Source organism: Cupriavidus necator, from assembly GCF_040578825.1.
GTDB classification, from domain to species: domain Bacteria; phylum Pseudomonadota; class Gammaproteobacteria; order Burkholderiales; family Burkholderiaceae; genus Cupriavidus; species Cupriavidus necator_E.
In genome coordinates, this window is the sequence record NZ_JBEFLI010000029.1 from 56904 (window position 1) to 80716 (window position 23813).

A 23813-nucleotide genomic window follows, 5' to 3' on the forward strand; every position below is an offset into this window, starting at 1 on the left:
TGTCCTTGTTCTGGCTGGCCGCGCCGTAGCCGTCCCGTGTGGACCGCTACGCTGTCTCCTCCGGCGCGACGCGATGTTTGAGGCAATGATACAGGGGCCCGGTGGCCAGCACCACGAAGGCCATCCGGATCACATGGAAGGCCGTCACCAGTGGCACGCCCACCTCCAGCACCTTGGCGGTGATGCACATCTCGGCAATGCCGCCCGGGGTGGTGCCCAGGATCACCGTGGCCGGGTGCACGCCCGACAGCGCCGACAACCCCCAGCCGAACAGCGCCGACACCACCAGCGCCAGCAGCGTGTACAGCGCCACGCCGGACAGGAAGCGCGGCGCGGTATGCAGGAACTCGCGCGAGAAGCGCACGCCCAGCGACACGCCGATCAGCAACTGGCCGGCACGGCTCATCCACGTGGGGATGGCAGACAGCTCGACCCCCGAGGCCGTCAGCACCGCCGCCGCCAGCAGCGTGCCGATCACGAACGGGTTGGGCATGTTCAGCCGCTGCATCAGCAGCGCCACGCCCAGCGTGATCGCCACCAGCGCCACCAGCCCCGGGGCGCTCACCACGCGCGGGCCCGGGATATAGGGATCGAGCCCATGGATGCCGCCGTACTGGAAGATCGCCGGCACCGCCACCACCACCATCAGCACACGCAGCGAATGGGCGGCGGCGACCTGGTCGATGCGTGCGCCGTTGCGCTCGGCGAGGTTGGCCATCTCCGAGGCACCGCCGATGGCGGTGGAGAAGAACGCGGTCTTGAAGGCGACGCCGGTGGTCCGCCGCAGCAGCACCGCGCCGCCGGCGCCCAGCACCAGCGCGAACAGCGAACCGGCGATGATGTACGGCAGGAACTCCACCAGCCGCGCCACCACGTCGGGCGTGAAGTACAGGCCGAGCGACGCGCCGATCACCCACTGGCCGGCATTGCGCGCCTGCGACGGTGCGCGCAGGTCGGCGCCCGCCATGCGCGCGGCGGCCACGGCCAGCAGCGGGCCGATCATCCACGGCAGCGGGGTATGGAGGACGCTGCAGAGCAGCGCGGCGGCCAGCGCGAGTGCCAGCGTTGGCACCGCGGACAGCCAGCGGTTGGTGAAAAGACTCATCGGTCCGCGGCCTGGCGCGCACGCGCCGGCGGCTTGTTGTTCTGGCAGAGGAAAGACAAAAGGCCCGACGCGAGGGCGTCGGGCCTCAGGAACTACCGCATGCTAACGCGCTTCAGGCCGCGTTGTCAGCCTGTGCATGCGCCGTGCCGCGCGCCGCATGCCAGCGCAGCAGGCGCGGGATCACCACCACCGCCACCGTCATCGCCAGGATGGTGGCAGAGATGGGCTGGCGCAGGAAGAGGGTCCAGTCGCCCTGGCCGATCGACAGCGCGTTGCGCAGCTGCTTCTCGGCCATCGGCCCCAGGATCATGCCGACGATGACCGGCGCGGTGGGGAAGTCAAAGCGGCGCATCACCATGCCCAGCAGGCCGATCACGAACAGCAGCAGCAGGTCGAACCACGACTGGCGGATGCCGTAGGCGCCCAGGCCCGCGAAGATCAGGATGCCGCCGTACAGCAGCGGCGTGGGCACGCGCAGCATGCGCACCCACAGCCCGATCGCCGGCAGGTTCAGCACCAGCAGCATCACGTTGCCGATATACAGCGATGCCAGCAGGCCCCACACCAGGTCGCCCGAGGTCTGGAACAGCATCGGGCCCGGCTGCAGGTTGTAGTTCTGGAACGCGGCCAGCAGGATCGCGGTGGTGTTGGAGGTGGGGATGCCCAGCGTCAGCAGCGGCGCCAGCGTCGCGGTCACGGCGGCGTTGTTGGCGGCCTCGGGGCCGGCCACGCCTTCGATCGCGCCGACCTTGCCGAACTCTTCCTTGTGGTCCGACAGCTTCTTCTCGCTCGCATACGACAGGAAGGTCGGGATCTCGGCGCCGCCGGCCGGGATCAGCCCGAACGGGAAGCCGATAAAGGTGCCGCGGATCCACGCGGGAATCGAGCGCTTCCAGTCCGACTTGTTCATATGGATCGAACTGAGCTTGTTGAAGGTGCCGGCCGGCTGCGGGAAGAAGGCATTGAACAGCGCCTCGCCCACGGCGAACAGGCCCACCGCGACCACCACGATATCGATGCCGTCGTACAGCTCCTGCACGTTCATCGAATATCGCGTCTGGCCCGACAGCGAATCCATGCCGATCAGGCCGATGCCCAGCCCCAGGAACAGGCTGGTCATGCCACGCAGCAGCGACGAGCCCAGCACCGCGGACACCGTGGTGAAGGCCAGCACCATGATCATGAAGTACTCGCCCGGGCCGAACTGCAGCGCCACGTCGGCCGCCACCGGCGCGAACATCGACAGCAGCACGGTGGCGATGGTGCCGGCCACGAACGAGCCGATCGCCGCGGTGGCCAGCGCCGGGCCCGCACGCCCGCTCTTGGCCATCAGGTTGCCTTCCATCGCTGTGACCATGGTGGAAGACTCGCCGGGCGTGTTCATCAGGATCGACGTGGTCGAGCCGCCGTACATCGCGCCGTAGTAGATGCCGGCGAACATGATCAGCGCGGCGGTAGGTTCGACCTTGGCGGTGAGCGGCAGCAGCATCGCCACCGTCAGCGCGGGGCCGATGCCGGGCAGCACGCCGATGGCGGTGCCGAGGAAGCAGCCCACCAGGGCCCACATCAGGTTGATCGGCGTGATCGCGACGGCAAAGCCGTGCATCAGCTGGTTCAGGGTATCCATTCGAAGACTCCTTGCTGGACGGGCGGGCGGGCTCAGAAGCCGGCGATGGGCAGCAGCGGCAGGTTGATGCCGAGCAGGAATTCAAACAGCGCCCACATCGGCACCGTGATGCACAGGCCGATCAGCGCGTCGCGCACGATGCGGCGGCTGCCGTAGCCGCGCGCCACGCACACCATCAGCAGCGTGGAAGAGAACACAAAGCCGAGCGTGCCGATCAGCGCCATGTTCAGCACCAGGCCGGCGGCGACCCACAGGAACCCCTTGAAGTTGTGCACCGCATTGGGCAGTTCGGCATCCTCTTCCGGCATATTGCGGAAGCCGCCGCGCACGCCCTGCCACGTCAGCAGCGCACCGCACACGGCCAGGCCGACGGCCACCAGCGTGGGCACGAAGCGCGGCGACAGGCCGGCGTAACCGGCTTCGCCGGAAATGCCCGACAGCCCGAGGAAGAAGAACAGCGAGAGCGCCAGGACGGCAACGCCGATGGCTACGTGCGAGGGTTTCATGGAGACTCCTTGGCCTTTGTCGCCAGCTCGGGGAGGCTGGCGTCCGCGACGCTGGCTTTGCTGGCCCGCGCGGCGGCGGGGCCCGGCGACATATGGTTATGGTCTTGGGTATCGCAGGTGGACACCGGGCCCCGCGGCCGTTTTCCTGCCGCCGGGATCACCGGCGGAGTTGCGGGCACGACAGGTAAAGCGGTTGATGCGGTCGGTACGGTATTGCGGGTGCTGCGGGGGGGCCGCGCCGGGGCGGCGCGGCCGCTGGCCTTACTTGGCGACGCCCAGCTCGCGCAGCGTGCCGCCCAGGCGGGCCGATTCGGTGTCGACGAACTTGCCGAACTCGTCGCCGGTCAGCAGGAACGGCGTCCAGTCGTTCTTCGTCAGCGTTTCCTTCCACGACGGGCTCTCGGTGGCCTTGACCACCGCGTCGATCATGGCCTTGCGCTGGTCGGCGCTGATGCCGGGCGCGCCGTAGACGCCGCGCCAGTTGTAGATCTCGACGTTGACGCCTTGCTCCTTCAGCGTCGGGATATCGGCGGTGCGGTCCTTGGAGGTCACCGCCAGCGCGCGCATCTTGCCGCTCTTGATGAAGGGCAGGAACTCGGACACACCGGCGATGCCCGCCGTCACATGGCCGCCCATGATCGAGGCCGAGGCTTCGCCGCCGCCCTGGAACGGCACGTAGTTGATCTTCTTCGGATCGACGCCGCTTTCCTTGGCGATCAGGCCGGCCAGGATGTGGTCGATCGAACCCTTGGAGCCGCCGCCCCAGCTGACGCTGCCGGGATTGGCCTTGAGCTGCGTGGTCAGGTCCTTGATCGACTTGATCGGCGAGCTGGCCGGCACGGTGATGACCATGGTGTCGGCGAACAGGCGCGCGATCGGCGTGGCGTTCTTCAGCGTGACCGGCGGCTTGTTGGTCTCGATCGCGCCGACCATCACCGCGCCCACCACCATCAGCGCGTTGGGATTGCCCTTGTCGGTGTTGACGAACTGGGTCAGGCCGATGGTGCCGCCGGCGCCGCCCTTGTTGTCGTACGAAGCGGTCTTGGCCTGCCCCGAAGCGACCATGGCCGCGCCGAGCGAACGGCCGGTCTGGTCATAGCCGCCGCCGGGGTTGGCGCCGATCATGAACTTGACGTTGTCCAGCGCAAAGGCGGGCGCGGCGGTAACGGTGGCGGCAACTGCGGCCGAGGCCATCACGGCATGGGCCAGGCGGGAAATTGAACGACGCATAGCGGTCTCCTTGGTAGTACCGGTGATCGCCATGACGGCCATGTGGCAGCCGCGATCCGACCCGGGGGCTCCGGCGGCAGCCAGTGCGTTGCAAACGGACAAGGAGCACAGCTGGGCGCGCTGCGCGACAGGGCGCAGGGCCGGTGGTTGTCTCCTGTCCGGCGCGGCGAGGCGTGGCCGGAACTGTTCTTGGATTTTGGTGAACTTCAGACCGGGGCTTCCGGTCATGGGGCGGATTCTAGGACGGGGAAACTGTCAAAAGGCTGTCAAACGGGCGGGAAAGGGGTCGGGGTTTACGTGGATATCGGCCTCGGGCCTGGGAATGCCGGGGGTGCGAGGGAGGGCGAGGGCATGACTTCGTCGACACGCCGGCCCTCTCCCCCAGCCCCTCTCCCGCAGGCGGGAGAGGGCCGGGGAGAGGGCCGGCGCATCGATGGCTGCCGCCGTTTGAGCAGCTCACCCCGCCGGCTTCGCCTGCAAACAAGGATCCTTGCGATCGACAGCCGGCACCACCACCGCCATATCGAACTCCCCATTCTCCGGCGGGCTTTCCACATACCCCACGCTAAGCACCTTGCCCGCATCCGCAGCCAGCCATCGCGGCACCCCGATATCCCGCCGCACATGCCCGTTGCCAGCAATCAGCACCGCGCCCCGCTGCGCGTAAGGCCGCAACACCTGCGCCATCACCGCATCGCGCGCGGCCTGCGCCGCCAGCATGCCGGGCAGCATCGCCTTGGGAAAGTTGCCGCAGTGGCCGCGGTCGAGCACCGCGGTCTGCGCCGCCACGAGGTCGTCAGGCAGCGCACCCGACAGGCCCAACCGCGTGCGCTCATCGACAGAGAACAAATTCTCGAGCCCCCCACGCACCACCTTCCCCGCATCGGCCCGCGACAGGTTGGCCGCCACCAGCGGCAGGTCATACCGCAACGCCAGCGCCACCACCGGCCGGTACAGCGGCCATTGCCACGCGCCAGCGCCGCCAGCCTGCGCGATCAGGTAATCCGCGTCGCCCGGCCGCTCCGCGCGCGCGCGTTCGATATCGCCCTGGCGCTCGCGGTCGAACTGCTCCATGGCGATGGCGGGGCGCCACCCTTGCTCGACGGCACGCGTGAGCGCCGCCAGCCGCTGCCGCTGCGCCGCGGCGTTGTCATGCACTTCGCCCAGCAGCACATAGGACTTGCCGGCAAAGGCAGCACTGACAGCATCGGGCGCCGGCGCCGTGGTTGCGCAGCCGGCGGCAAGCGCCGCAACGCCCAGCAGGCCTGCAACGCACAAACGCAATGACATCATGCCGTTCCTTATCTCGTTTCGGTCACCGGCGCAGCAGCCTGCTGCGCCCCTTGTTCCGGCACATACACCATCGATCCATCCTTCATCCGGTACGCCACGCCGGCCTTGATGCCGTCGCCGCTGCCGACCTGCCCGCTGGCCTGGTAGCGCACCACCTTCTCGCCCTGGCGCGACACGATCTCCATGTCCGGCTTGCCGGGATTGGTGATGATGGTGACGTCGTCATGCGTGAACGGATTCGCCGGATTCTGCGCGATCGCCACCAGCAGCGCCGCGATCACCACCAGGAACACGTCGATCAGGTTCACCACCGACAGGATCGGATCGTCGGCCTCGCTCTCCTCCAGGAATTTCATTCGTCGGCCTCCCATTGTGGCCGCGACTGCCCCAGCCACACCAGTTCCTCGGCCAGCCAGCGGCGCCGCACATTGACCACCCAGAAGGTGATGCTGGCCGCGATCAGCGCCAGGATCACCGCCGAGAAGGCGATGGTGAGATTCTCGCCCACATTGGCCAGGTTGCCACCAGAGAGGCCCTTCAGCGCGGGGCCCATCGGGATCATGGTGGCCACCAGACCCAGCATCGGCGCCACGCGCGTGGCGATGCGCGGGCGCTCCAGCAGCCGATGTGCGGCGACGTCGAGCGCGTCGGCGTGCGAGACCTTGTGCCGGCGCGCCCACGCCACCAGCACATAGCCGCGGCCGCTGTCGATCGGATGGCGCGCGCGCAGCCAGGCCTGCATCGCGAACTCGCCCAGCGCCCAGAAGGCATACAAAAACAGCAGCGCGATCAGCGCCAGCGTCGGGATCAGGAAGAGCTGGCCGACGTCGTACATCAGGGTTTCAAGCAGGGTCGGTGTCATGGTGCTTCAGTGGTGATGGGTTGCGGAGACAAGTGGATCGCGCCGGTGCTTCACTGCGGCAAGCCGGCGCCGCGCGTGCAAGGCACCGCCGGCGATGGCCGCCGCCAGCGCGATGCCGCCGGCCAGCCACGACAGCACCGGTACGATGGCGGCCGCCGGCGGCTTGCGTTCGACCAGTTGCATGCCTTGCACCGGCTGCGGCTGCGCGGGTTGCGGTGGCGGCGCGGGCTGCGTGGCGGCAGGTTTTGCCGGCGCGGCGGGTGCGGCGGGTGCGGCGGAACGAGGCTTCGCCGCAGCCGGCGCCTGCTTGCCGAAGCCTTCGGCCCCGGCCCGCACCTGCTGCGCGCGGTACTGGTTGAACGCGCGGTTGTTGCTGACGATGTCATGGCGCCGCGCCAGGTCGTCATAGCGCTGAGCCAGCGTCCGCGCCAGCTTGCTGTCCGCCTTCCAGTAGCCCTTGCGCGCGGCTTCCAGCATCCGCTCGATCACCTGCGCCTGTGCCTGCGGCGCATGCTGGTCGAACCACTCGTTGAGCCCGAGCTTGTGCTTGTCGTTGACATAGACCTCGGCGAACTCGGTCCACTGGTCGTCGCGCACGATCTCGGGCGAGACCGCGGTCCAGCCCCAGAAGTTGTTGACGGTATCGAGGATATTGAGCGCGCCGCTGTAGCCCTCGGCCTTCATGCCTTCGATCCAGCCGGGGTGGAAGTAGCGCGTGCGCAGTTCACTGGCAAGGAAACCTGCAGCGGTCTCGGTACGCGCGTTGCTGGCGTCACGCAGGTTCGAGATCAGCAGCTCCGGCGCCTTGCCGGTCAGGTGCCGCACCGCCAGCCCGATGCCGCCCAGGTACTGGAACGGGTCGTCGGTGGTCAGCATGCCGTACAGGTTGGAGCTGCGCGCCAGCAGCGCACCGTCGACACCCTTCAGGTTCTCGGCATACAGGTTGAGCTGCGGCAGCGCCTCGCCCCAGTGCTGTTCGTCGGGGCCATAGGCATACTGCATGCGCGCGAGGTACAGGCTTGCGAGCCTCGCATCGGCTTGCCGGCCGCTGCCGAAGGAGTCGGTGACCAGCGTGGCATCGTTGAGGCCGGTGCCGTAGTTGCCCGATTCGCTGGCGAAGATCCGCGTCACCGCCAGCGCATCGAGCCGGTCGGCGGGCACGTTCAGCCTGGCCAGCCGCTCGCGCACCGCGCGCGTATTGGCGGCGACCACGTTGTCGGGTTCAGGCTGCGCGGCGGCGAGCTTCACGGCTTCGGCCAGCCATTTCATCAGGTTGGGGAAATGGTCGCGATAGAGCCCCGTTGCGGACAGCACCACATCGACGCGCGGCCGCTTCAGTTCCGCGGCGGGAATCGCTTCGACGCCCACCACGCGGCCGCCGTCGTCCCACTTCGGCCGCACGCCCAGCACCGCCATCGCCTGCGCTTCCAGCATGCCCTGGTGGCGCATGGTCTCGACGCTCCACAGCGAGAACGCGAGCTTGTCCGGATACCTGCCATGCCGATTGCGCCAGTCGGCAATCATCGCTTCGGCCGCGGCCTGGCCCGCTTGCCACGCTTCGCGGCTGGGCACCCTGGACGGGTCGAAGCCATACAGGTTGCGCCCGGTCGGCAGCGTGTCGGGATTGCGCACCGGGTCGCCACCGGTGCCGGGCAGCAGGTGGCGGCCGGCGAGGGCGGTCAGCAGGCCGGCGTTCTCCGGCGACGCATCGAGGCTGGCATAGAGCTGCCGCGCGCGCTGCATGTCCTCGCGCTGGCGCGGATCGCGCAGTGCATCCAGCGATGCGCCCTCGGCCACATAGCGCCGCACCATCGCATAGGGCGCGGTCTGGGACAGCTGCTTGTAGTCGGCCGCGAACAGCTCCTCGGGCTCGTCCGGGAACACGCGCTTGAGCCAGTCCTTGCCCAGCATCGCCATGGTTGTATAGAGCCGCAACCCGACTTCCTGCGACTGTCCGAAGGTATGCAGGCCATACGGCTGCAGCGTGCCGCCGAGTTCATGCAAATGGATATGCAGCGCGTCGAGATAGCCGCTGAAATCGGCACGCGCACGCGCCGCGCTCCAGCCCATGTCCTCGAACAGATGCATCGACGCGCTGCGCGCCAGGATCTGCTGCTTCAGCGTGTCCTTGACCGCGCCTTCATCCTGCTGCAGGAACTGGTGCAGTTTATCGTGCAGCGACACCAGCTCGGCATGCAGACCGGCGGGGCGGAACGGCGGCGTCTGGTGGCTGACGATCACCGCGCGGCCGCGGCGCTTGGCCTGGATCGCCTCGCCGACGTCGTCGACGATATACGGGTAGATCACCGGCACGTTGCCGAGCACCAGGTAAGGCTGGTCGGTCACCGACAGGCCGCGCTCCTTGCCCGGCGTCCATTCCTGCGTGCCGTGCGTGCCGTAGTGCACCAGCGCTTCGCGCCCTTCGCGCGCCCACAGGTAGGCGGCCATGTAGAAGTGGTTCAGCGGCGTGGTGGTGGAGTGGTACAGCGCTTTCTCGTCCGGTTCATTGCGCTCGCCGCGCGGCGGGACCGGCATCAGCGCCACGTTGCCGAGCTGCAGCCGCGGGATCACGAAGCCCGCTTCGCCATTGCGCGTGGTCGCCATCGCCGATTGCTCGGGGTTGCCCCAGCGCTGCGCCACCGACGCGCGGAACGCCGCCGGCTGCGCGTCGTACCAGCGCCGGTATTGCGACATCGGCATCCATACCGCCAGGCCCGCATCGAGCAACGGCTCGAGTTTGCCGCTGCGGTAGAACGGTGCGAGCAGCGCGGCCAGGTCGCGCTGCAAGCGGGCTTCGTCGGCGGCCTCGGTGGTGTAGCCCGCGGCACGCAGCGCGGCCAGCGTGCCGGCCAGGCTCTTCGGCAAATTCAGGAACGACGCCGACAGGTTCCTCTCGCCGGCCGGGTAGTTGTAGTACAGGATCGCCACGCGCTTGTCGGCGTTGGGCAGCTGGCGCAGCTTCGCCAGCGCCAGCGCCTTGTCGGCGACCGCATCGAGCTGCGCGGGCAGGCTGACGATGGCGCCGTCACCCTTGGCCGTCGCCGCGGCCACGATGGGATCGATCACGCCGGCCAGTTCCGGCTGCACCAGATAGAACGGCGTATCGGTCAGGCTGATGCCATGAGGGTCGTCCTGCCACGCCTGTGCGTCGCCCTTGCGGTAGGGCATCACCTGCAGCACGGGGACGTCGAGCTTCTCGAATTCGGCCCTGCGCCCCTGCGGGTTCAGCATGATCTGCCCGTTGACCAGCACATCGACCAGCCGCCTGCCATCGGGCATGGCCATGCGCAGGATGCCGTCGGCATCCATCACCGGACCATAGAACGCCAGCACGCGCGCGTGGCGCGCTTCGAGGCGGTGGATGAGGTCGTCGATAAAAGCGCTGTCGAGGCCCGACACATAGGCCTGGTGGATGGCGATGCCGATCACCGGGCCGTCGCTGCCCGATGCGGCCAGTGCTTGCTGCGGCGACGTGGTGATCCCGTTGGCCAGCTTCGGGTGATAGTAGGCGGCCTTCGGGAACGCGACCGGCGCGGGGATGCTGTCGTCGGCGCGCAGGCGGAACTGCCGCGATGCCAGCGTGCGCATCATCGCGCTGAAGTTGGCGCGGCCCCCGTTGACATAATACGCATGCAGTTGCGCGGCCAGCTTGTCGTCGACGCCGTGCGCCTCGTAGCGGTCGGTCGCGATCAGCATGCGCGGCACGCGCGCGTCGGTCCACAACGGTCCGAGCTTCTGCAGCATCGCCGTGACGATATGGTCGCGCGGCGCATCGACGATCAGCATGTCGGCGCCGTGGATAAACGGCGCCACATCCGGCGCCGGCATGCGCTCCAGGTACTGCGCCTCCAGCGCCATGCCCTGTGCCTGCGCCAGCTCACGCAGCGGCGCGAACTTGCCCGCTGGCACCGGCGAGCTGGTCAGGATCGCGATGCGCGGCGTGGCGGCCTGCGCCACGCCTGCCAGCATCAGCAGGCACAGCAGCGCATACAGGCACCGGCGCTTCATTGTGTCTTGTGGGGACATGGCAGCGCTCCCGCGGCTCAGAACGACAGCTTCAGGCTGGCGGCAAAGGTGCGGCCAGGCTGCGTGTAGAAGTCCACGCCGGGCTCGGTGGCCGCGACGCCGGTCTGGCGCACATCGCCCCACAGCCAGTATTTCTTGTCGAACAGGTTGTTCACCGACAGCGCCAGGCTGACGTAGCGGTTGAAGCGCCACCACGCCTGCAGGTCGACCACGCCGTAGCCCGACGGCTTGAAGTAGGTGAACGAGGTATCGTCGGTGCGCGTGACCGGCCGCGCGCCGCGCCAGCGAATGCCCGCGCCCTGGCCCGGCGTGCGCTCCCAGCTCAGGCCCGCGCTCGCGCGCAGCGGCGACACGCTGTTCAGCGGCTGGCCGGTCTGCTCGTTGTTGCCGTGCGCATAGGCCACCGCGCCGTCGACGCGCCATTGCGGCAGGAAGCGCCATGTGCCGCGCCATTCGGCGCCGTAGATGCGCACGCTGGTCTGGTTGCGGTACTGGTAGGTCGCGCGCAGGCCGGGCAGGCACGCGGGATCGGACGGGCAGGTGAGCTGCACCTGCTCGATAAAGTCGCGATAGCGGTTGTCGAATACCGCGACACTGGTCTGCACGTTGTCATCGGTATAGCGCGCGCCGATCTCGAACGAACGGCTCTTCTCGGCGTTCAGGTCGGCATTGGGGGCGGCGCCGTAGCCCTGCACCGTGTTGCGGAAGCTGCCGTTGACTTCCTGGTAGTTGGGCGCGCGATAGCCGAAGACGTATTGCGCCCACAGGTTGACGCGCTCGCTGGCCTGCCACAGCGCCGACAGCTTGGGCGACACATGCGAATCGCTCTTGCTGACCGCGGGGCGTCCCGCGGCGCGGTTGTAGACCAGGTCGTCGCCATCGGGCGACAGCGAGTAGTGGTCATAGCGCAGCCCCGGCGTCAGCGTGAAGCGGCCGTCGAAGAAGCGCAGCTCGTCCTGCACGAAGAGCCCGGTCTGGCGTGTCTCGCCGGTGGGGAAGTCATGGCGCGGGAAGGTCTCGCCGGCGATCGACTTCGACGTGGTGCCGGTGGTCAGGTTGCGCACCAGCCCGTCGCGCGATTCCGCCGAGCGCACCCGCAGGAAATCGACGCCGCCGATCAGCCGGTGCTCAACGGTGCCGGTGGCGAAGGACTTGTCGGCCTGCAGGTTGAAGCCGGTCTGCTGCTGCCTGAAGGCGAAGTCGAGATCGACACTGCACAGGCTGGTGCCGCGCGTGGTGGCCGAGCACGCCGTGCTGGTATTGCTGCGCACCTGGTTGGTAAAGGTGCTGGTGTCGGCTTCCTGGTAGTAGACCTGCGCGGCGAGCCGGTCGAGCACGCGGCTGGCGGGCTTCCATTCGTAGTCCAGGCTGACGCGGTCGCGCTTCAGGTCTTCGCTGCCGGTGGACGAAGTCACGCGCGGCAGCGCGTTGGACAGCCGCAGGATATCGGTATCGGTATTGGCTTCGCGGTGTTCGTAGGTGAGCTTGAACTTGTGCTCGGGGCTGGCGTTCAGCACGATCTTGCCCAGCCATGCCTGCGTGCGCACGTCCTGCGGGTTGGGCCTGGTGCGATTGACCGAGCTGGAGTCGTCGCTGCCCATGTTCTTCATTTCGTGCGCGTTGCGGTTCGCGTACATGAAGAGCCCCTGGATGGTGTCGTTGCCTCCGGCGACGCCGGCGGTCTGGCCGAAGCCGTTGTCGATGCCGTTCCAGTTCAGGCCCAGCTCGCCGCCGGCCTTGCGGCCGTGCATCAGGTCGGAGGGATCCTTGGTGGCGTAGGCGACCACGCCGCCGATCGCATCCGAGCCGTACAGGCTCGATGCCGGGCCGCGCAGCACTTCGACGCGCTTGAGGAACGAGAACTCGGGCGCATCGCGCGTGGCGCTGGAGATGTTGGACGGGCCGCCGCCGTTGAAGAAGTCAGGCAGGCGCACGCCGTCGACCATCTGCAGCACGCGGTTGTCTTCGATGCCGCGGATATTGATGCTGCCGGCACCAAAGCGGCGGCGGTCGCGCGGCACGTCGATATCGGGCTCGTCGGCAAACAGGCCGGCCTCGTCGACGGGCTGCGCGCGCTCGATCTGGCGCGCCTCGCGGGTGGTGATGGTGGAGGCGACCGCATCGGCGCGCTCTTCGGTACGGGTGGCGGTGACCACCACTTCATTGAGCGCGGCGACGGTGGCGCGTTTGCCTCCCCCGTCATCGGCAATGGCTGGCGAACCTAGCGCGGCGCAAACCGCAGCAACAGGCGTGACCCGGAAAGAGGCGCGCAGGCGCGCCAGGCAGCGACGTTTCATGGATTCTCCCCAGAAGAAATCGGACGCTGGCTGGCGGGAAACCGTGACGGATGGCTGGCTGGCGTGCAGGCGCTGAGCGCGACAACGAGGGTGTCGCGGGTGACGCCGTTTTTAGTTAACGAGAATTATTATCATTTAAGCCTGATTGGTAAAGGGCTTAGATCAAAGGATGTGGCGGCAGTACTACATGTGTGCAATGTTGGAGACCGGTCCAACGCCCACGCGGAGGCGCCTGCCAATGACCGAAATCCAATTCATCGAGCGGGACGGCCGCCGCGAGTTTGCTGTGGTGCAAGAAAGCCTCAGTGCTGCTTCACCGCCTCCCCAGGCGCCTTCTCCGGCAGCTTGTTCCCCTCCGAATCGATCTGCAACGGCCCCGTCCCGGAGAACCGGTCCAGCGCGAGGTAGATCACCGGCGTGATAAACAGCGTGATCACTTGCGAGAACAGCAGGCCGCCAACCACCGCCAGCCCCAGCGGCTGGCGCAACTCGGCACCGGCGCCCAAGCCGAGCGCCAGCGGCAGCGCACCCATCACCGCGGCAAAGGTCGTCATCATGATCGGCCGGAAGCGCAGCAGGCACGCCTGCCGGATTGCCTTCGCCGGTGTCATCCCTTGTTCGCGCTGCGCCGCCAGCGCGAAGTCGATCATCATGATCGCGTTCTTCTTGACGATGCCGATCAGCATCAGCACGCCGATCACGGCGATCAGCGACAGCTCGACATTGAAGATAAACAGCGTCAGCAACGCGCCCACCGCCGCCGAGGGCAAACCCGCCAGGATCGTCAGCGGATGGATATAGCTTTCATACAGCACGCCCAGCAGCGTGTAGATGACCGCGATGGCCGCCACCAGCAGCACGATCTGCGTCGCCTGCGACGACTGGAACACCGCCGCGTCGCCGCCCCAGCTCGTGAAGATCGAGGTGGGCATGGCGATTTCCTGGCGGTAGCGGTCGATGCGCGATGAGGCATCGCCCAGCGCCGCGCCCGGCGCCAGGTTGAACGACACCGTCACCGACGGCAGCTGTCCCTGGTGGTTGACGGCGATCGGGCCCACGCGCCGTTCGGTGGTGGCAAAGGCGGAGACCGGCACCATCTGCCCAGTCTTGCTGCGCACGTAGAGCTTGGAGAACGCGGTCTCGTCGACGCGGTCGATATCGGCCGCCTGCAGGATCACGTAGTAGTTGTCGATCGGCGTATAGATGGTCGACACCTGCCGCTCGCCGAACGCTGAGTAGAGTGCGGTGCGCACGTCCTGCATCTGGATGCCGAGCGCATTGGCCTTGTCGCGGTCGATCGACAGGTGCGCCTCAAGCCCGGACTGCTGCGAATCGCTGGTGACATCGCGGAAGATCGGGTCGGCGCGCATCTTCGCCATCAGCTTGTCGGAGTAGTCCTGCAGCTGGCCGGCCTTCACGCTCTGCAGCGTGTACTGGTAGCGGCTCTTGCTCTGGCGCCCGCCGAGCTGCAGGTTCTGCACCGGCGCGAAGTACACCGCCAGGCCCGGCACGCCGGCAACATCGCGCCGCAGCGACTCGATCACCTTCGGCATCGCGTCGCGCTCGCCGCGCGGCTGCAGTTCGACGAACATGCGCCCGGTGTTGATGGCGGGCGACGGGCCGCCGCCGATGGCGACCACGATGCTTTTCACCGCGGGGTTGGCGCGCATCCGTTCGGCCGCATCGCGCAGGCGCTCGGCCATGGCGTCGAAGGAGATGTCCTGCGGGCCTTCGGCGTTGACGCGGATCTGGCCGATGTCTTCCTCGGGGAAGAAGCCCTTGGGGATGGTGACGAACAGCACCGCGGTCAGCACGAAGGTCAGGCCGGCCACCGCCAGCACAGTGCGGCGGTGCGCCAGGCACCAGTCCAGCCCGCGCGCGTAGCGGTGCAGCGTGAATTCGAACAGGTTCTCGAACCACTGCGTCGAGCGCATGCCGAAGGTCTGCTTCTGCACCGGCGCCGGCAGGGGTGCCGCGGGGGCATGGCCGCCATGGTCGCCATACGCATGGTGCGATTCGTCCACCGGCACGTTCTCGGCCGACAAAAAGCGCGCGCACAGCATCGGGATCAGCGTCAGCGACACCAGCGCCGACACCAGGATCGCCAGCGACACCACCGCGGCGAACTCGTGGAACAGCAGGCCGATCACTCCCGGCATGAAGAAGATCGGGATAAACACCGCCACCAGCGAGATCGAGATCGACAGGATGGTGAAGCCCATCTCGCGCGAACCGACCAGCGCGGCCTTCAGCGGCGGCACGCCGTCCTCGATATGGCGCACGATGTTCTCGAGCATCACGATGGCGTCATCCACCACCAGGCCCACCGCCAGCGTGATCGCCAGCAGCGACACGTTGTCCAGGCTGTAGCCGAACGCCTTCATCAGCGCCACCGTGCCGATCAGCGAGATCGGCAACGACACCGTGGGGATCAGCGTGGCGGCGGCGCGGCGCAGGAACAGGAAGATCACCATCACCACCAGCGCCACCGTCAGCGCCAGCGTGAACTGCACGTCATGGATCGATTCGCGGATCGAACGCGAGCGGTCGTTGACCACCGACACGTTGACCGATGCCGGCATCTGCTGGATCAGCCGGGGCAGGGCCGCGTTGATGGAGTCGACCACCGCCACGGTGTTGGCATCCGGCTGGCGCAGCACCGCCAGCACGATCGAGCGCTCGTTGTTGAGCCAGCTGCCGGTCTTGATGGTCTCGACGCTGTCCTCCACCTCGGCCACGTCGGCCAGCCGCACCAGCGCGCCGTTGGGCTGGCTGGCGACGATGATGTTGCGGAACGCGTCGGCGTTGGTCAGTTGCCGGTTGGCCTGGATGGTCAGGGTCTGGCGCGCGCTGTCGAGCGTGCCCACCGGCGTGTTGGCGTTGGCCCGGTTCAGCGCGGTCGCCAGCTCGTCCAGCGTCAGGCCGCGCGCGGCCAGCGCGTCGGGGTGCGCGCGCACGCGCACGGCAAAGCGCTTCTGCCCGAAGATCTGCACCTGCGCCACGCCCGGCAGCGTGGCCAGCGTGGGCGAGATCAGGTTGTCGCCGAAGGCATTGAGGTCGGCCAGGCTCATCGCCGGCGAGTTGATCGCCAGCAGCAGCACCGGCGCGTCGGCCGGGTTGACCTTGCGGTACGACGGCGGCACCGTCATCTCGATCGGCAGCGAGCGCTGCGCGCGGAACAGCGCCGCCTGCACGTCGACGGCCGCGTCGTCGATATTGCGGTCGTTGTTGAATTCGATGGTGATGCTGGAGTTGCCCAGCGTGTTCTGCGAGCTGATCACCGTCACGCCGGGGATGGTCGCGAACTGCTTCTCGAGCTGTGTGGCCACCGACGCCGCCATGGTCTCGGGGCTGGCGCCCGGCAGCGTGGCAGTGACCTGGATCACCGGCGAGTTGAAGCTGGGCAGCGCCGCGATCGGGATGGTCGGGTACAGCACGATGCCGGCGACCACCACCGCCAGGCACAGCAGCACCGTCATCACCGGACGGCGGATGCAGAGTTCGGAGAGCGTCATGGCTCAGTGCCCCGTGGCGGCGGCAGCCGGAGTAGCGGCAGGAGCCGAGGCACCGGCCGCCGGCGCCTCGCGCACCAGCGCGCCGGGGCGCAGGTTCTGCGTGCCTTCCACCACCACGCGCGCGCCCGGCTGCACGCCCTCGACCACGGCCGCGGCGGCGGTGGTGGTCACCACCCGCACCGGCACGCGCGCGACCTTGCTGTCAGGCTGCACCACGTAGACAAAGCGGCCTTCGGGGCCTGTCACCACCGCCTGCGGCGGCACCGACAGCGCGCCCTTCAGGGTCTGCACCACGGCGCTGACGTTGGCGTAGGTGCCGGGCCACAGCCGCTGCTCTTCATTGTCGAACTGCGCCTTGACGCGGATGGTGCCGTACTGCGGATCGACGGTGTTATCCACAAAGGTGATCCTGCCGGTCACCGGGGCCTTGCCGCCGTCGTTGGGCTGCGCGGTGACCTGTACCGGGCCGGCCTGCAGCGCCTCGCGCAGCGCGGCGAGCTGGCGCTCGGGCAGGCTGAAGGTGACGGCGATCGGCTGCACCTGGGCGATGGTGACCATGGGCAGGGTGTTGTTGGGCAGCACCAGCGAACCGGGGAAGGCGTTGATCACGCCGGTGCGGCCGCTGATGGTGGCGCGGATGGCGCCGTAGCTGACCGCGACGCGGCTGGCTTCGATCGCGGCCTGGTCGGCGCGCACGGTGGCGGCAAAGCCATCGACCTTGGCCTGGGCCGTGTCCACCGCGCTCCTGGAGATGAAGTTGCGCTCCAGCAGCTCCTTGCTGCGTTGGAGGGTGCGACGCGCGTCGGCCAGGTCGGCCTGGTCCTTCAGCAGCTGGGCCTGCGCCTTGGCCAGGTTGGCCTCGTCCATGCGGGTATCGAGCGAGAACAACAGGTCGCCCGGCTTGACGGTCTGGCCTTCCTTGATATGAACGGTGCGCACCGTGCTCGACACCTGCGGTCGCACCTCGACTGTGGATAACGCGGTGACATTGCCGTTGGCCGAGACCTGCAGCGGCACGTCGCCCTGCTGCACGCGCGCGGTGGACACCACCACCGCGGCGGGCGCCCTGGGCGCCGGCTTGGGCGCGAACCAGGTCCGCCACGCAAACCAGCCCAGGCCGGCGATCACCAGCACCACGGCCACCACGACCCAGGGCGATACACGGCCGCGCCCGGTCCCGGCGGCAGCCCTCCAGTTGTTGTCGACGAAGCTCTTGGGCTGGTCGATCCTGTCAGTTTTCATCTTGTCTGGACCCTCTGCACCGCGTCTTTGCGCCACTCCCCGTGGTTCGCCCGGCTTGTTGTGACGACATGCGCCGGTGCGTGTTGCGCAAAGACTCTACTAGTACCGCGCTTCGCCGCCAGGGGCTAGCGCCGCGTATTACAGTCCGTTACAGGGGGAAAGAACCTGGTGACGGGCGGCGCCAGCAAACGCCGTCCGGACCACGGAGGAGACCGGGGATGTGTGTAGCGGGGCGCTTGTATGGTTAGACAAACATTATCAGAAAAGCTGCCGCCGGCCCTCGCGACGCCACTGATTGACACTGTCTATCGATAGTTCGCGTGGCCCGGCCTGCACAATGACGGCATCGCCGGCGCGAACTGCACCGGTGCGCACCACGCTGAGGTAGACGCCCGAGAACCCGCTCTGCACCATGTCGCGCACCGCATGGCGGTAGCCCAGTGCCGCGTTGAACTTGTAGCAGGGCTGGCGCGGCGACTCCACCTTCAGCAGCGCGGTGCCAATGCGCAGCACGTCGCCGACCCACAGGTCGCACTCCAGCAGCCCGTCGAGCGTCAGGTTCTCGCCCATGGCGCCGAACGGCAGCGGCTGGCCGGAATCCGGCTGCGAGCAGGCACGCCGGCGCGCGTTCCACCACGGGTAATGCTCGAACGGATAGGCGTAGACCGCCTTGTCCAGGCCCCCGTGCACGGTCAGGTCGGCCTGCTCGTCGCCGGCCATGCCCAGCGCCATCACCTGCACGCAGATCGGGTGCAGCAGCGTGCTGACCGGGTGCTTGCGGATGCCGGAGAGCACCACCGCTTCCGTGCCCGCGCCGGCCACCACCAGCGGGATGGCCTTGCCCAGGCTTACCGCCAGCACGCGCGCACGGGGCTGCCAGGGTCTGGATTCGCTCACTGCGCCCTCGCTTGGTGGTTGTGGAAAGGGATGTGGATAAGCTGCGGATATCCCTGAGGATAACGGGGCGGATAACGCTGTGGACAAGGGCTTGGTGCGGTGGCTCACCTGACGTGTGCGGCCAGCGGTGGCCACGGCTGCACGGCCCTGGCGCACGAACCCGGCCCTGGCGGCGCGGGTCCGGCGTGGCCCCGCCTGTGGATTACGCCCGCTGCGGCGCCTGCGTGCGCTGTGCCTGGCAGCCCAGCGCCCGGGCCCGCTGCGACACCGCCAGCGCGACCAGCATCATCGCGGCCGCGCCCCAGTGCAGCGATTCGGCGCCCGCCAGCGTATAGATGGCGGCCCCGGTCATGGCGCCGGCGGCCTGGCCCAGGTAGATCGACGAGGAATTGAGCGAGATCGACACCGAGGCCCGCTCCGGCTCCAGCATCACCAGCCGCGCCTGCTGCGCGCTGTTGGTGGCAAAGCCGCCGACGCCCCACAGCATGAACAGCAGCACCAGCGCCACGCTGCCCAGCCCGGCCAGCGGCCACAGCACCATGGCGGTGAGCGAGGTCAGCAGCGTCACCTGAACGATCCGGCTCGGCGTCACCCGGTCCATGCGCGACGCCGCCACGGCGTTGCCGAACACGCCGCAGGCGCCGTAGGCCAGGAACATCAGGCTGAGCGCACCGCCGCTGATGCCGTATACGTCGCGCAGCAGCGGGGCGACATAGGTAAACACCGTGAACATCCCGGCCGACGAAATCATGGTGGTCAGCACCACCAGCATGATCGGCTTGTGCCGCAGCACCGCACCCCATGCCGCGCGCCCGACCGGCGGCACATAGAGCCCGCGCGGCAGCGCGCGCCACACCGCCGCCGACACCAGCAGCGCCATCACGCCCACCAGCGCCATGCTGACGCGCCAGCCCAGCGTGGACGAGATCCACGTCCCCAGCGGCACGCCCACCACGCTGGCGATACTCCAGCCCAGGAAGACAAAGCTGATGGCGCGCCCGCGCGTCTTTGCATCGACCAGCAGCGGCAGCGTGGCCGCGGTCTGCGGCGTGTAGATGGCCGCGCCGATGGCGGTCAGGAAGCGGATCGCCATCAATACGGCGAAGCTCGGGGCCAGCGCGGCGGCCAGGTGCATGACCGCATAGACCAGCAGCGAACCGGCCAGCAGCAGCCGGCGGTCGATGCGCGAACCCAGCGTCGCAAACAGCGGCGCGCCGATGCAGGTGGCGAGCGCGAACACGGATACGAGCTGGCCCGCACTGGCGGCGCCGAGGCCGAAATCGGCGGCAATGTCGTTCAACATGCCGGTAACGATCATCGCGCCGGTGCCAATGACGAAATTGCCGACGCAGAGCGTCACGAGCCTGGGGTCCATGCCGGCCTTGGAAAAAGGGGCAGCGCGAGGGCGCCTTGTTGTTATCGGAGCAGCCGCGGACCGTTGCGGGCCGGGCGGGGAGGGAAGCACCGAGTGTAGCGGTTTCGCGGAATTCGCGTTCGCGGGGGAATTGGGGGGCGGCAGCCTATGCGGTTGGCCGAAGCCTATGCCGTCAGCCGCAGCCAACGCCGCATGAACGCGGCTCCCCTCTCCCGCGCGCGGGAGAGGGTGGGGGTGATGGCAGGCGTGTCAAAGGCTGAGGTCCGTGGGTCAACACCGTTGGCCCCGCTTGATGTGGCTCCTAGCGCGACAACGCCGGCGTCAACGCCTTCGGATTAACAATGCAGTCATGCTTGCCGCCCAGCACATCCAGGATGTTCTGGAACGCCGTCCGGAAGTACAGCTCATAGCTGTCCCGCTCCACATACCCCAGATGCGGCGTGCAGATGCAGTTCTCCATCCGCAGCAGCGCATGCCCCTGCAGGATCGGCTCCGATTCAAACACATCCACCGCCGCCATCCCTGGCCGGCCGCGGTTCAGCGCGGTCACCAGCGCATTCTCTTCCAGCAGCTCGGCGCGGCTGGTGTTGACGAACAGCGCGGTCGGCTTCATCCGCGTCAGGTCAGCCATCTTGACGATGCCCCGGGTGTCGTCGTTCAGCCGCAGGTGCAGCGACAAAACGTCGCTGTCGGCAAAGAACTGTTCCTTGGATTCCGCCACATCCAGGCCGTCCGCCCGGGCCGCTTCCTGCGACGCTTCGCGCCCCCACACCATCACCCGCATGCCAAAGGCGCGCCCATAGCCCGCCAGCAGCCGGCCGATCTTGCCGTAGCCCCAGATCCCCAGCGTCTGGCCGCGCAGCACCTGACCAAGACCGAAATTGGGCGGCATCGTCGTCGATTTCAGCCCGGATTGCTGCCACGCGCCATGCTTCAGGCTGGCGACGTATTGGGGAATGCGCCGCTGCGCCGCCATGATCAGCGCCCACGTCAGCTCCGCCGGCGCCACCGGCGAGCCCACACCCTCCAGCACCGCGACGCCACGGTCGGTAGCGGCATCCAGGTCGATATGGCTGCCGGGGCCGGCGCCGACCTTGCCGGTCTGGCTGATCAGCTTCAGTTTGGGCAGTTTTTCCAGCAGTTGACGGGTGATGCGGGTGCGTTCGCGGATCAGCACCACCGCTTCCACGTCCGACAGGCGCGCGGCGAGCTGGCCCACGCCCTTGACGGTGTTGTTGAACACCTTGACGTCGTGCCCCTCCAGCAAGCTGAAGCAGGGCAGCTTGCGTACGGCGTCCTGGTAATCGTCGAGTACGGCAATCTTCATCGGCAACTCTGGTTGTCTACCGGCCTTTGTGCCGGTTGGTGCGCGCGGCAACGGAGCCGCGCGCCGGCCAACAGTATTGTTGAGAACCCCACGCCGGCGCCACGCAACCGTACCCGCCGCATGGGGGGAATGCCTGTGCCAGACGGGCCCGGCAATTGTTGCGCAGCAAAAAACAGGGGGGTGCGCCAGTGGTATCCTTGCCCGCTCCGGTGCCGCCGCGGATTGTCGGTCGAGCCTCGCTCCCGTCATGCGGACGCATCCGGACAAAGCCCGCCCGGCGCGCGCAGCTATCCCTGCGCGGGCGAAGCGCAACTTTAGCGCAGCCGCAGGGACCGCCGCGACCTTTTGCACAGCAAGGCTCGCCGCGGAGTTGTAACGGGATGTGACGATCCACGCCCACGGCGCGGTGCGGAACGCAGTGCGTAGTCCACCGCCCGCCGGCCAGGCTTTGCAAGGTTTCTTTCCCTTTCTCCCTTTACAAACCTGGAGTTGCAGTATGAACCACCCCACGATGCAAGGCACAGCGGCTGTCAATGCGCCCGCCTGGGTCAAGCACCCCAAGCTGGTGGCCTGGGTCGCGGAAATCGCCGCGCTGACCAAGCCCGATAATATCTACTGGTGCGACGGCTCGCAGGAAGAATATGACCGGCTGTGCGAGCAGATGGTGGCCGCCGGCACGATGCAGCGGCTGAACCCGGCCAAGCGCAAGAATTCCTTCCTGGCCCTGTCCGACCCGTCCGATGTGGCGCGCGTGGAAGACCGTACCTTTATCTGCTCCGAGAAGCAGGAAGACGCCGGCCCGACCAACAACTGGACCGCTCCCGCGGAGATGCGCCAGACGCTGAACGGCCTGTTCGACGGCTGCATGCGCGGCCGCACGCTGTACGTGGTGCCGTTCTCGATGGGCCCGCTGGGCTCGCCGATCGCCCATATTGGCGTGGAACTGTCGGATTCGCCGTACGTGGCGGTGAACATGCGCATCATGACCCGCATGGGCAAGGCCGTGTACGAAGTGCTGGGCAGCGACGGCGCATTCGTGCCGTGCGTGCACACCGTGGGCAAGCCGCTGGCCGCCGGCGAGAAGGACGTGCCCTGGCCGTGCAACCCCACCAAGTACATCGTCCATTTCCCGGAAACGCGCGAGATCTGGTCGTTCGGCTCGGGCTACGGCGGCAATGCGCTGCTGGGCAAGAAGTGCTTCGCGCTGCGGATCGCCTCGACCATGGGCCGCGACGAGGGCTGGCTGGCCGAGCACATGCTGATCCTGGGCGTGACCTCGCCCGCGGGCAAGAAGTACCACGTCGCCGCCGCGTTCCCGTCGGCTTGCGGCAAGACCAACTTCGCCATGCTGATCCCGCCCAAGGGCTTCGAGGGCTGGAAGGTCACCACCATCGGCGACGACATCGCCTGGATCAAGCCGGGCAAGGACGGCCGCCTGTACGCGATCAACCCGGAAGCCGGCTACTTCGGCGTGGCCCCGGGCACCAGCGAGAAGACCAACCACAACGCGATGGCGACGCTGAAGGAAAACGTCATCTTCACCAACGTGGCGCTGACCGACGACGGCGACGTGTGGTGGGAAGGCATGACCAAGGAAGCGCCGGCGCACCTGATCGACTGGCAGGGCAAGGACTGGACCCCCGAAATCGCCAAGGCCACCGGCGCCAAGGCTGCGCACCCGAACGCCCGCTTCACCGCGCCGGCATCGCAGTGCCCGTCGATCGACGACAACTGGGACAACCCGGCCGGCGTACCCATTGATGCGTTTATCTTCGGCGGCCGCCGTTCGACCACCGTGCCGCTGGTGACCGAGGCGCGCAACTGGACCGAAGGCGTCTACATGGCCGCCACCATGGGTTCGGAAACCACCGCCGCCGCTGCTGGCCAGCAAGGCGTGGTGCGCCGCGACCCGTTCGCGATGCTGCCGTTCTGCGGCTACAACATGAGCGATTACTTCGGCCACTGGCTCGAACTCGGCAAGAAGCTGGAAGCCGCCGGCGCGAAGCTGCCGAAGATCTACTGCGTCAACTGGTTCCGCAAGGACGCCGAAGGCAACTTCGTGTGGCCGGGCTTTGGCGAGAACATGCGCGTGCTGTCGTGGATGATCGATCGCGTGGAAGGCAAGGGGCAGGGCGCCGAGCATATGTTTGGCACCACGCCGCGGTATCAGGACATCAACTGGAACGGGCTGGAGTTTTCGCCGGCGCAGTTCGAGCAGGTGACTTCGATCGATCGCGATGCCTGGCAGAAGGAGCTGGCGCTGCATGATGAGTTGTTCACGCAGCTGAAGCATCATCTGCCGCAGGCGCTGGCGGAGACGCGGGCGGCGTTGGGCAAGCGGCTGGAGGGTTGACAGTCGGCTGCTGGTTTGCGCCCCGCTCTCCCGCCTGCGGGAGAGCGGGGCGAGGAGAGGGCAGGCGGGTCAAAGGCTGACGCCTGTGGGTTTAAACCGTTGGCTCCGCTTGGTGTGGCTCCTTGCTAGCCCACCCCTCACCCCAACCCTCTCCCCAT

15 protein-coding genes are annotated in these 23813 nt (G+C 67.8%); 1 reads left to right on the plus strand and 14 read right to left on the minus strand.

All coding sequences use genetic code 11. The features are described 5' to 3' along the window. Positions 1 to 46 precede the first annotated feature (46 nt). The 14 genes from AB1I47_RS16240 to AB1I47_RS16305 form a co-directional block, all read right to left on the minus strand. The gene (locus AB1I47_RS16240) at positions 47 to 1105 is read right to left on the minus strand and encodes an AbrB family transcriptional regulator (protein ID WP_354684771.1); all 1059 of its coding nucleotides are present in this window, start codon (positions 1103 to 1105) and stop codon (positions 47 to 49) included. A gap of 112 nt (positions 1106 to 1217) precedes the next feature. Beyond that, a complete protein-coding gene (locus tag AB1I47_RS16245; RefSeq protein ID WP_354684772.1) occupies positions 1218 to 2732 on the minus strand; it encodes a tripartite tricarboxylate transporter permease in 1515 nt (504 codons plus the stop codon). 32 nt (positions 2733 to 2764) lie between these two features. After that, positions 2765 to 3238 (minus strand): tripartite tricarboxylate transporter TctB family protein, encoded by a 474-nt coding sequence (locus tag AB1I47_RS16250; protein WP_354684773.1) that lies wholly within the window; start codon positions 3236 to 3238, stop codon positions 2765 to 2767. A 261-nt stretch (positions 3239 to 3499) separates the two neighbouring features. Further along, positions 3500 to 4468, minus strand: coding sequence for a Bug family tripartite tricarboxylate transporter substrate binding protein (locus AB1I47_RS16255; RefSeq protein WP_354684774.1), 969 nt, complete (start codon positions 4466 to 4468; stop codon positions 3500 to 3502). A 456-nt stretch (positions 4469 to 4924) separates the two neighbouring features. After that, positions 4925 to 5758: a ChaN family lipoprotein gene (locus AB1I47_RS16260; protein WP_354684775.1), complete on the minus strand. Its 834-nt coding sequence runs from the start codon at positions 5756 to 5758 to the stop codon at positions 4925 to 4927. Between the two features lie 11 nt (positions 5759 to 5769). Next, entirely contained in the window at positions 5770 to 6117 is a 348-nt protein-coding gene (locus AB1I47_RS16265) for a DUF2149 domain-containing protein (protein WP_354684776.1), read from the minus strand. Beyond that, positions 6114 to 6623 (minus strand): MotA/TolQ/ExbB proton channel family protein, encoded by a 510-nt coding sequence (locus AB1I47_RS16270; RefSeq protein WP_354684777.1) that lies wholly within the window; start codon positions 6621 to 6623, stop codon positions 6114 to 6116. Before AB1I47_RS16270 ends, AB1I47_RS16265 begins: the two co-directional genes overlap by 4 nt. 6 nt (positions 6624 to 6629) lie before the next feature. Continuing rightward, positions 6630 to 10649, minus strand: coding sequence for a cobaltochelatase subunit CobN (gene cobN / locus AB1I47_RS16275; RefSeq protein WP_354684778.1), 4020 nt, complete (start codon positions 10647 to 10649; stop codon positions 6630 to 6632). A 17-nt stretch (positions 10650 to 10666) separates the two neighbouring features. Continuing rightward, positions 10667 to 12946 carry a TonB-dependent hemoglobin/transferrin/lactoferrin family receptor gene (locus tag AB1I47_RS16280; protein WP_354684779.1) on the minus strand — a complete coding sequence of 760 codons (2280 nt, stop codon included), beginning with the start codon at positions 12944 to 12946 and terminating at the stop codon, positions 10667 to 10669. A 302-nt stretch (positions 12947 to 13248) separates the two neighbouring features. Beyond that, on the minus strand, positions 13249 to 16461 hold the full coding sequence (locus AB1I47_RS16285) for an efflux RND transporter permease subunit (RefSeq protein ID WP_354684780.1): 3213 nt from the start codon (positions 16459 to 16461) through the stop codon (positions 13249 to 13251). A gap of 3 nt (positions 16462 to 16464) precedes the next feature. Beyond that, entirely contained in the window at positions 16465 to 17703 is a 1239-nt protein-coding gene (locus tag AB1I47_RS16290) for an efflux RND transporter periplasmic adaptor subunit (protein WP_354684781.1), read from the minus strand. 258 nt (positions 17704 to 17961) lie between these two features. Continuing rightward, positions 17962 to 18600: an MOSC domain-containing protein gene (locus AB1I47_RS16295; RefSeq protein WP_354684782.1), complete on the minus strand. Its 639-nt coding sequence runs from the start codon at positions 18598 to 18600 to the stop codon at positions 17962 to 17964. A gap of 202 nt (positions 18601 to 18802) precedes the next feature. After that, on the minus strand, positions 18803 to 19975 hold the full coding sequence (locus AB1I47_RS16300) for an MFS transporter (protein WP_354684783.1): 1173 nt from the start codon (positions 19973 to 19975) through the stop codon (positions 18803 to 18805). 301 nt (positions 19976 to 20276) lie between these two features. Next, positions 20277 to 21302 carry a D-2-hydroxyacid dehydrogenase family protein gene (locus AB1I47_RS16305; protein ID WP_354684784.1) on the minus strand — a complete coding sequence of 342 codons (1026 nt, stop codon included), beginning with the start codon at positions 21300 to 21302 and terminating at the stop codon, positions 20277 to 20279. Between the two features lie 496 nt (positions 21303 to 21798). On the opposite strand from AB1I47_RS16305, the gene AB1I47_RS16310 reads away from it, so the two are divergent. Beyond that, positions 21799 to 23655 carry a phosphoenolpyruvate carboxykinase (GTP) gene (locus tag AB1I47_RS16310; RefSeq protein WP_354684785.1) on the plus strand — a complete coding sequence of 619 codons (1857 nt, stop codon included), beginning with the start codon at positions 21799 to 21801 and terminating at the stop codon, positions 23653 to 23655. Positions 23656 to 23813: the final 158 nt, after the last annotated feature.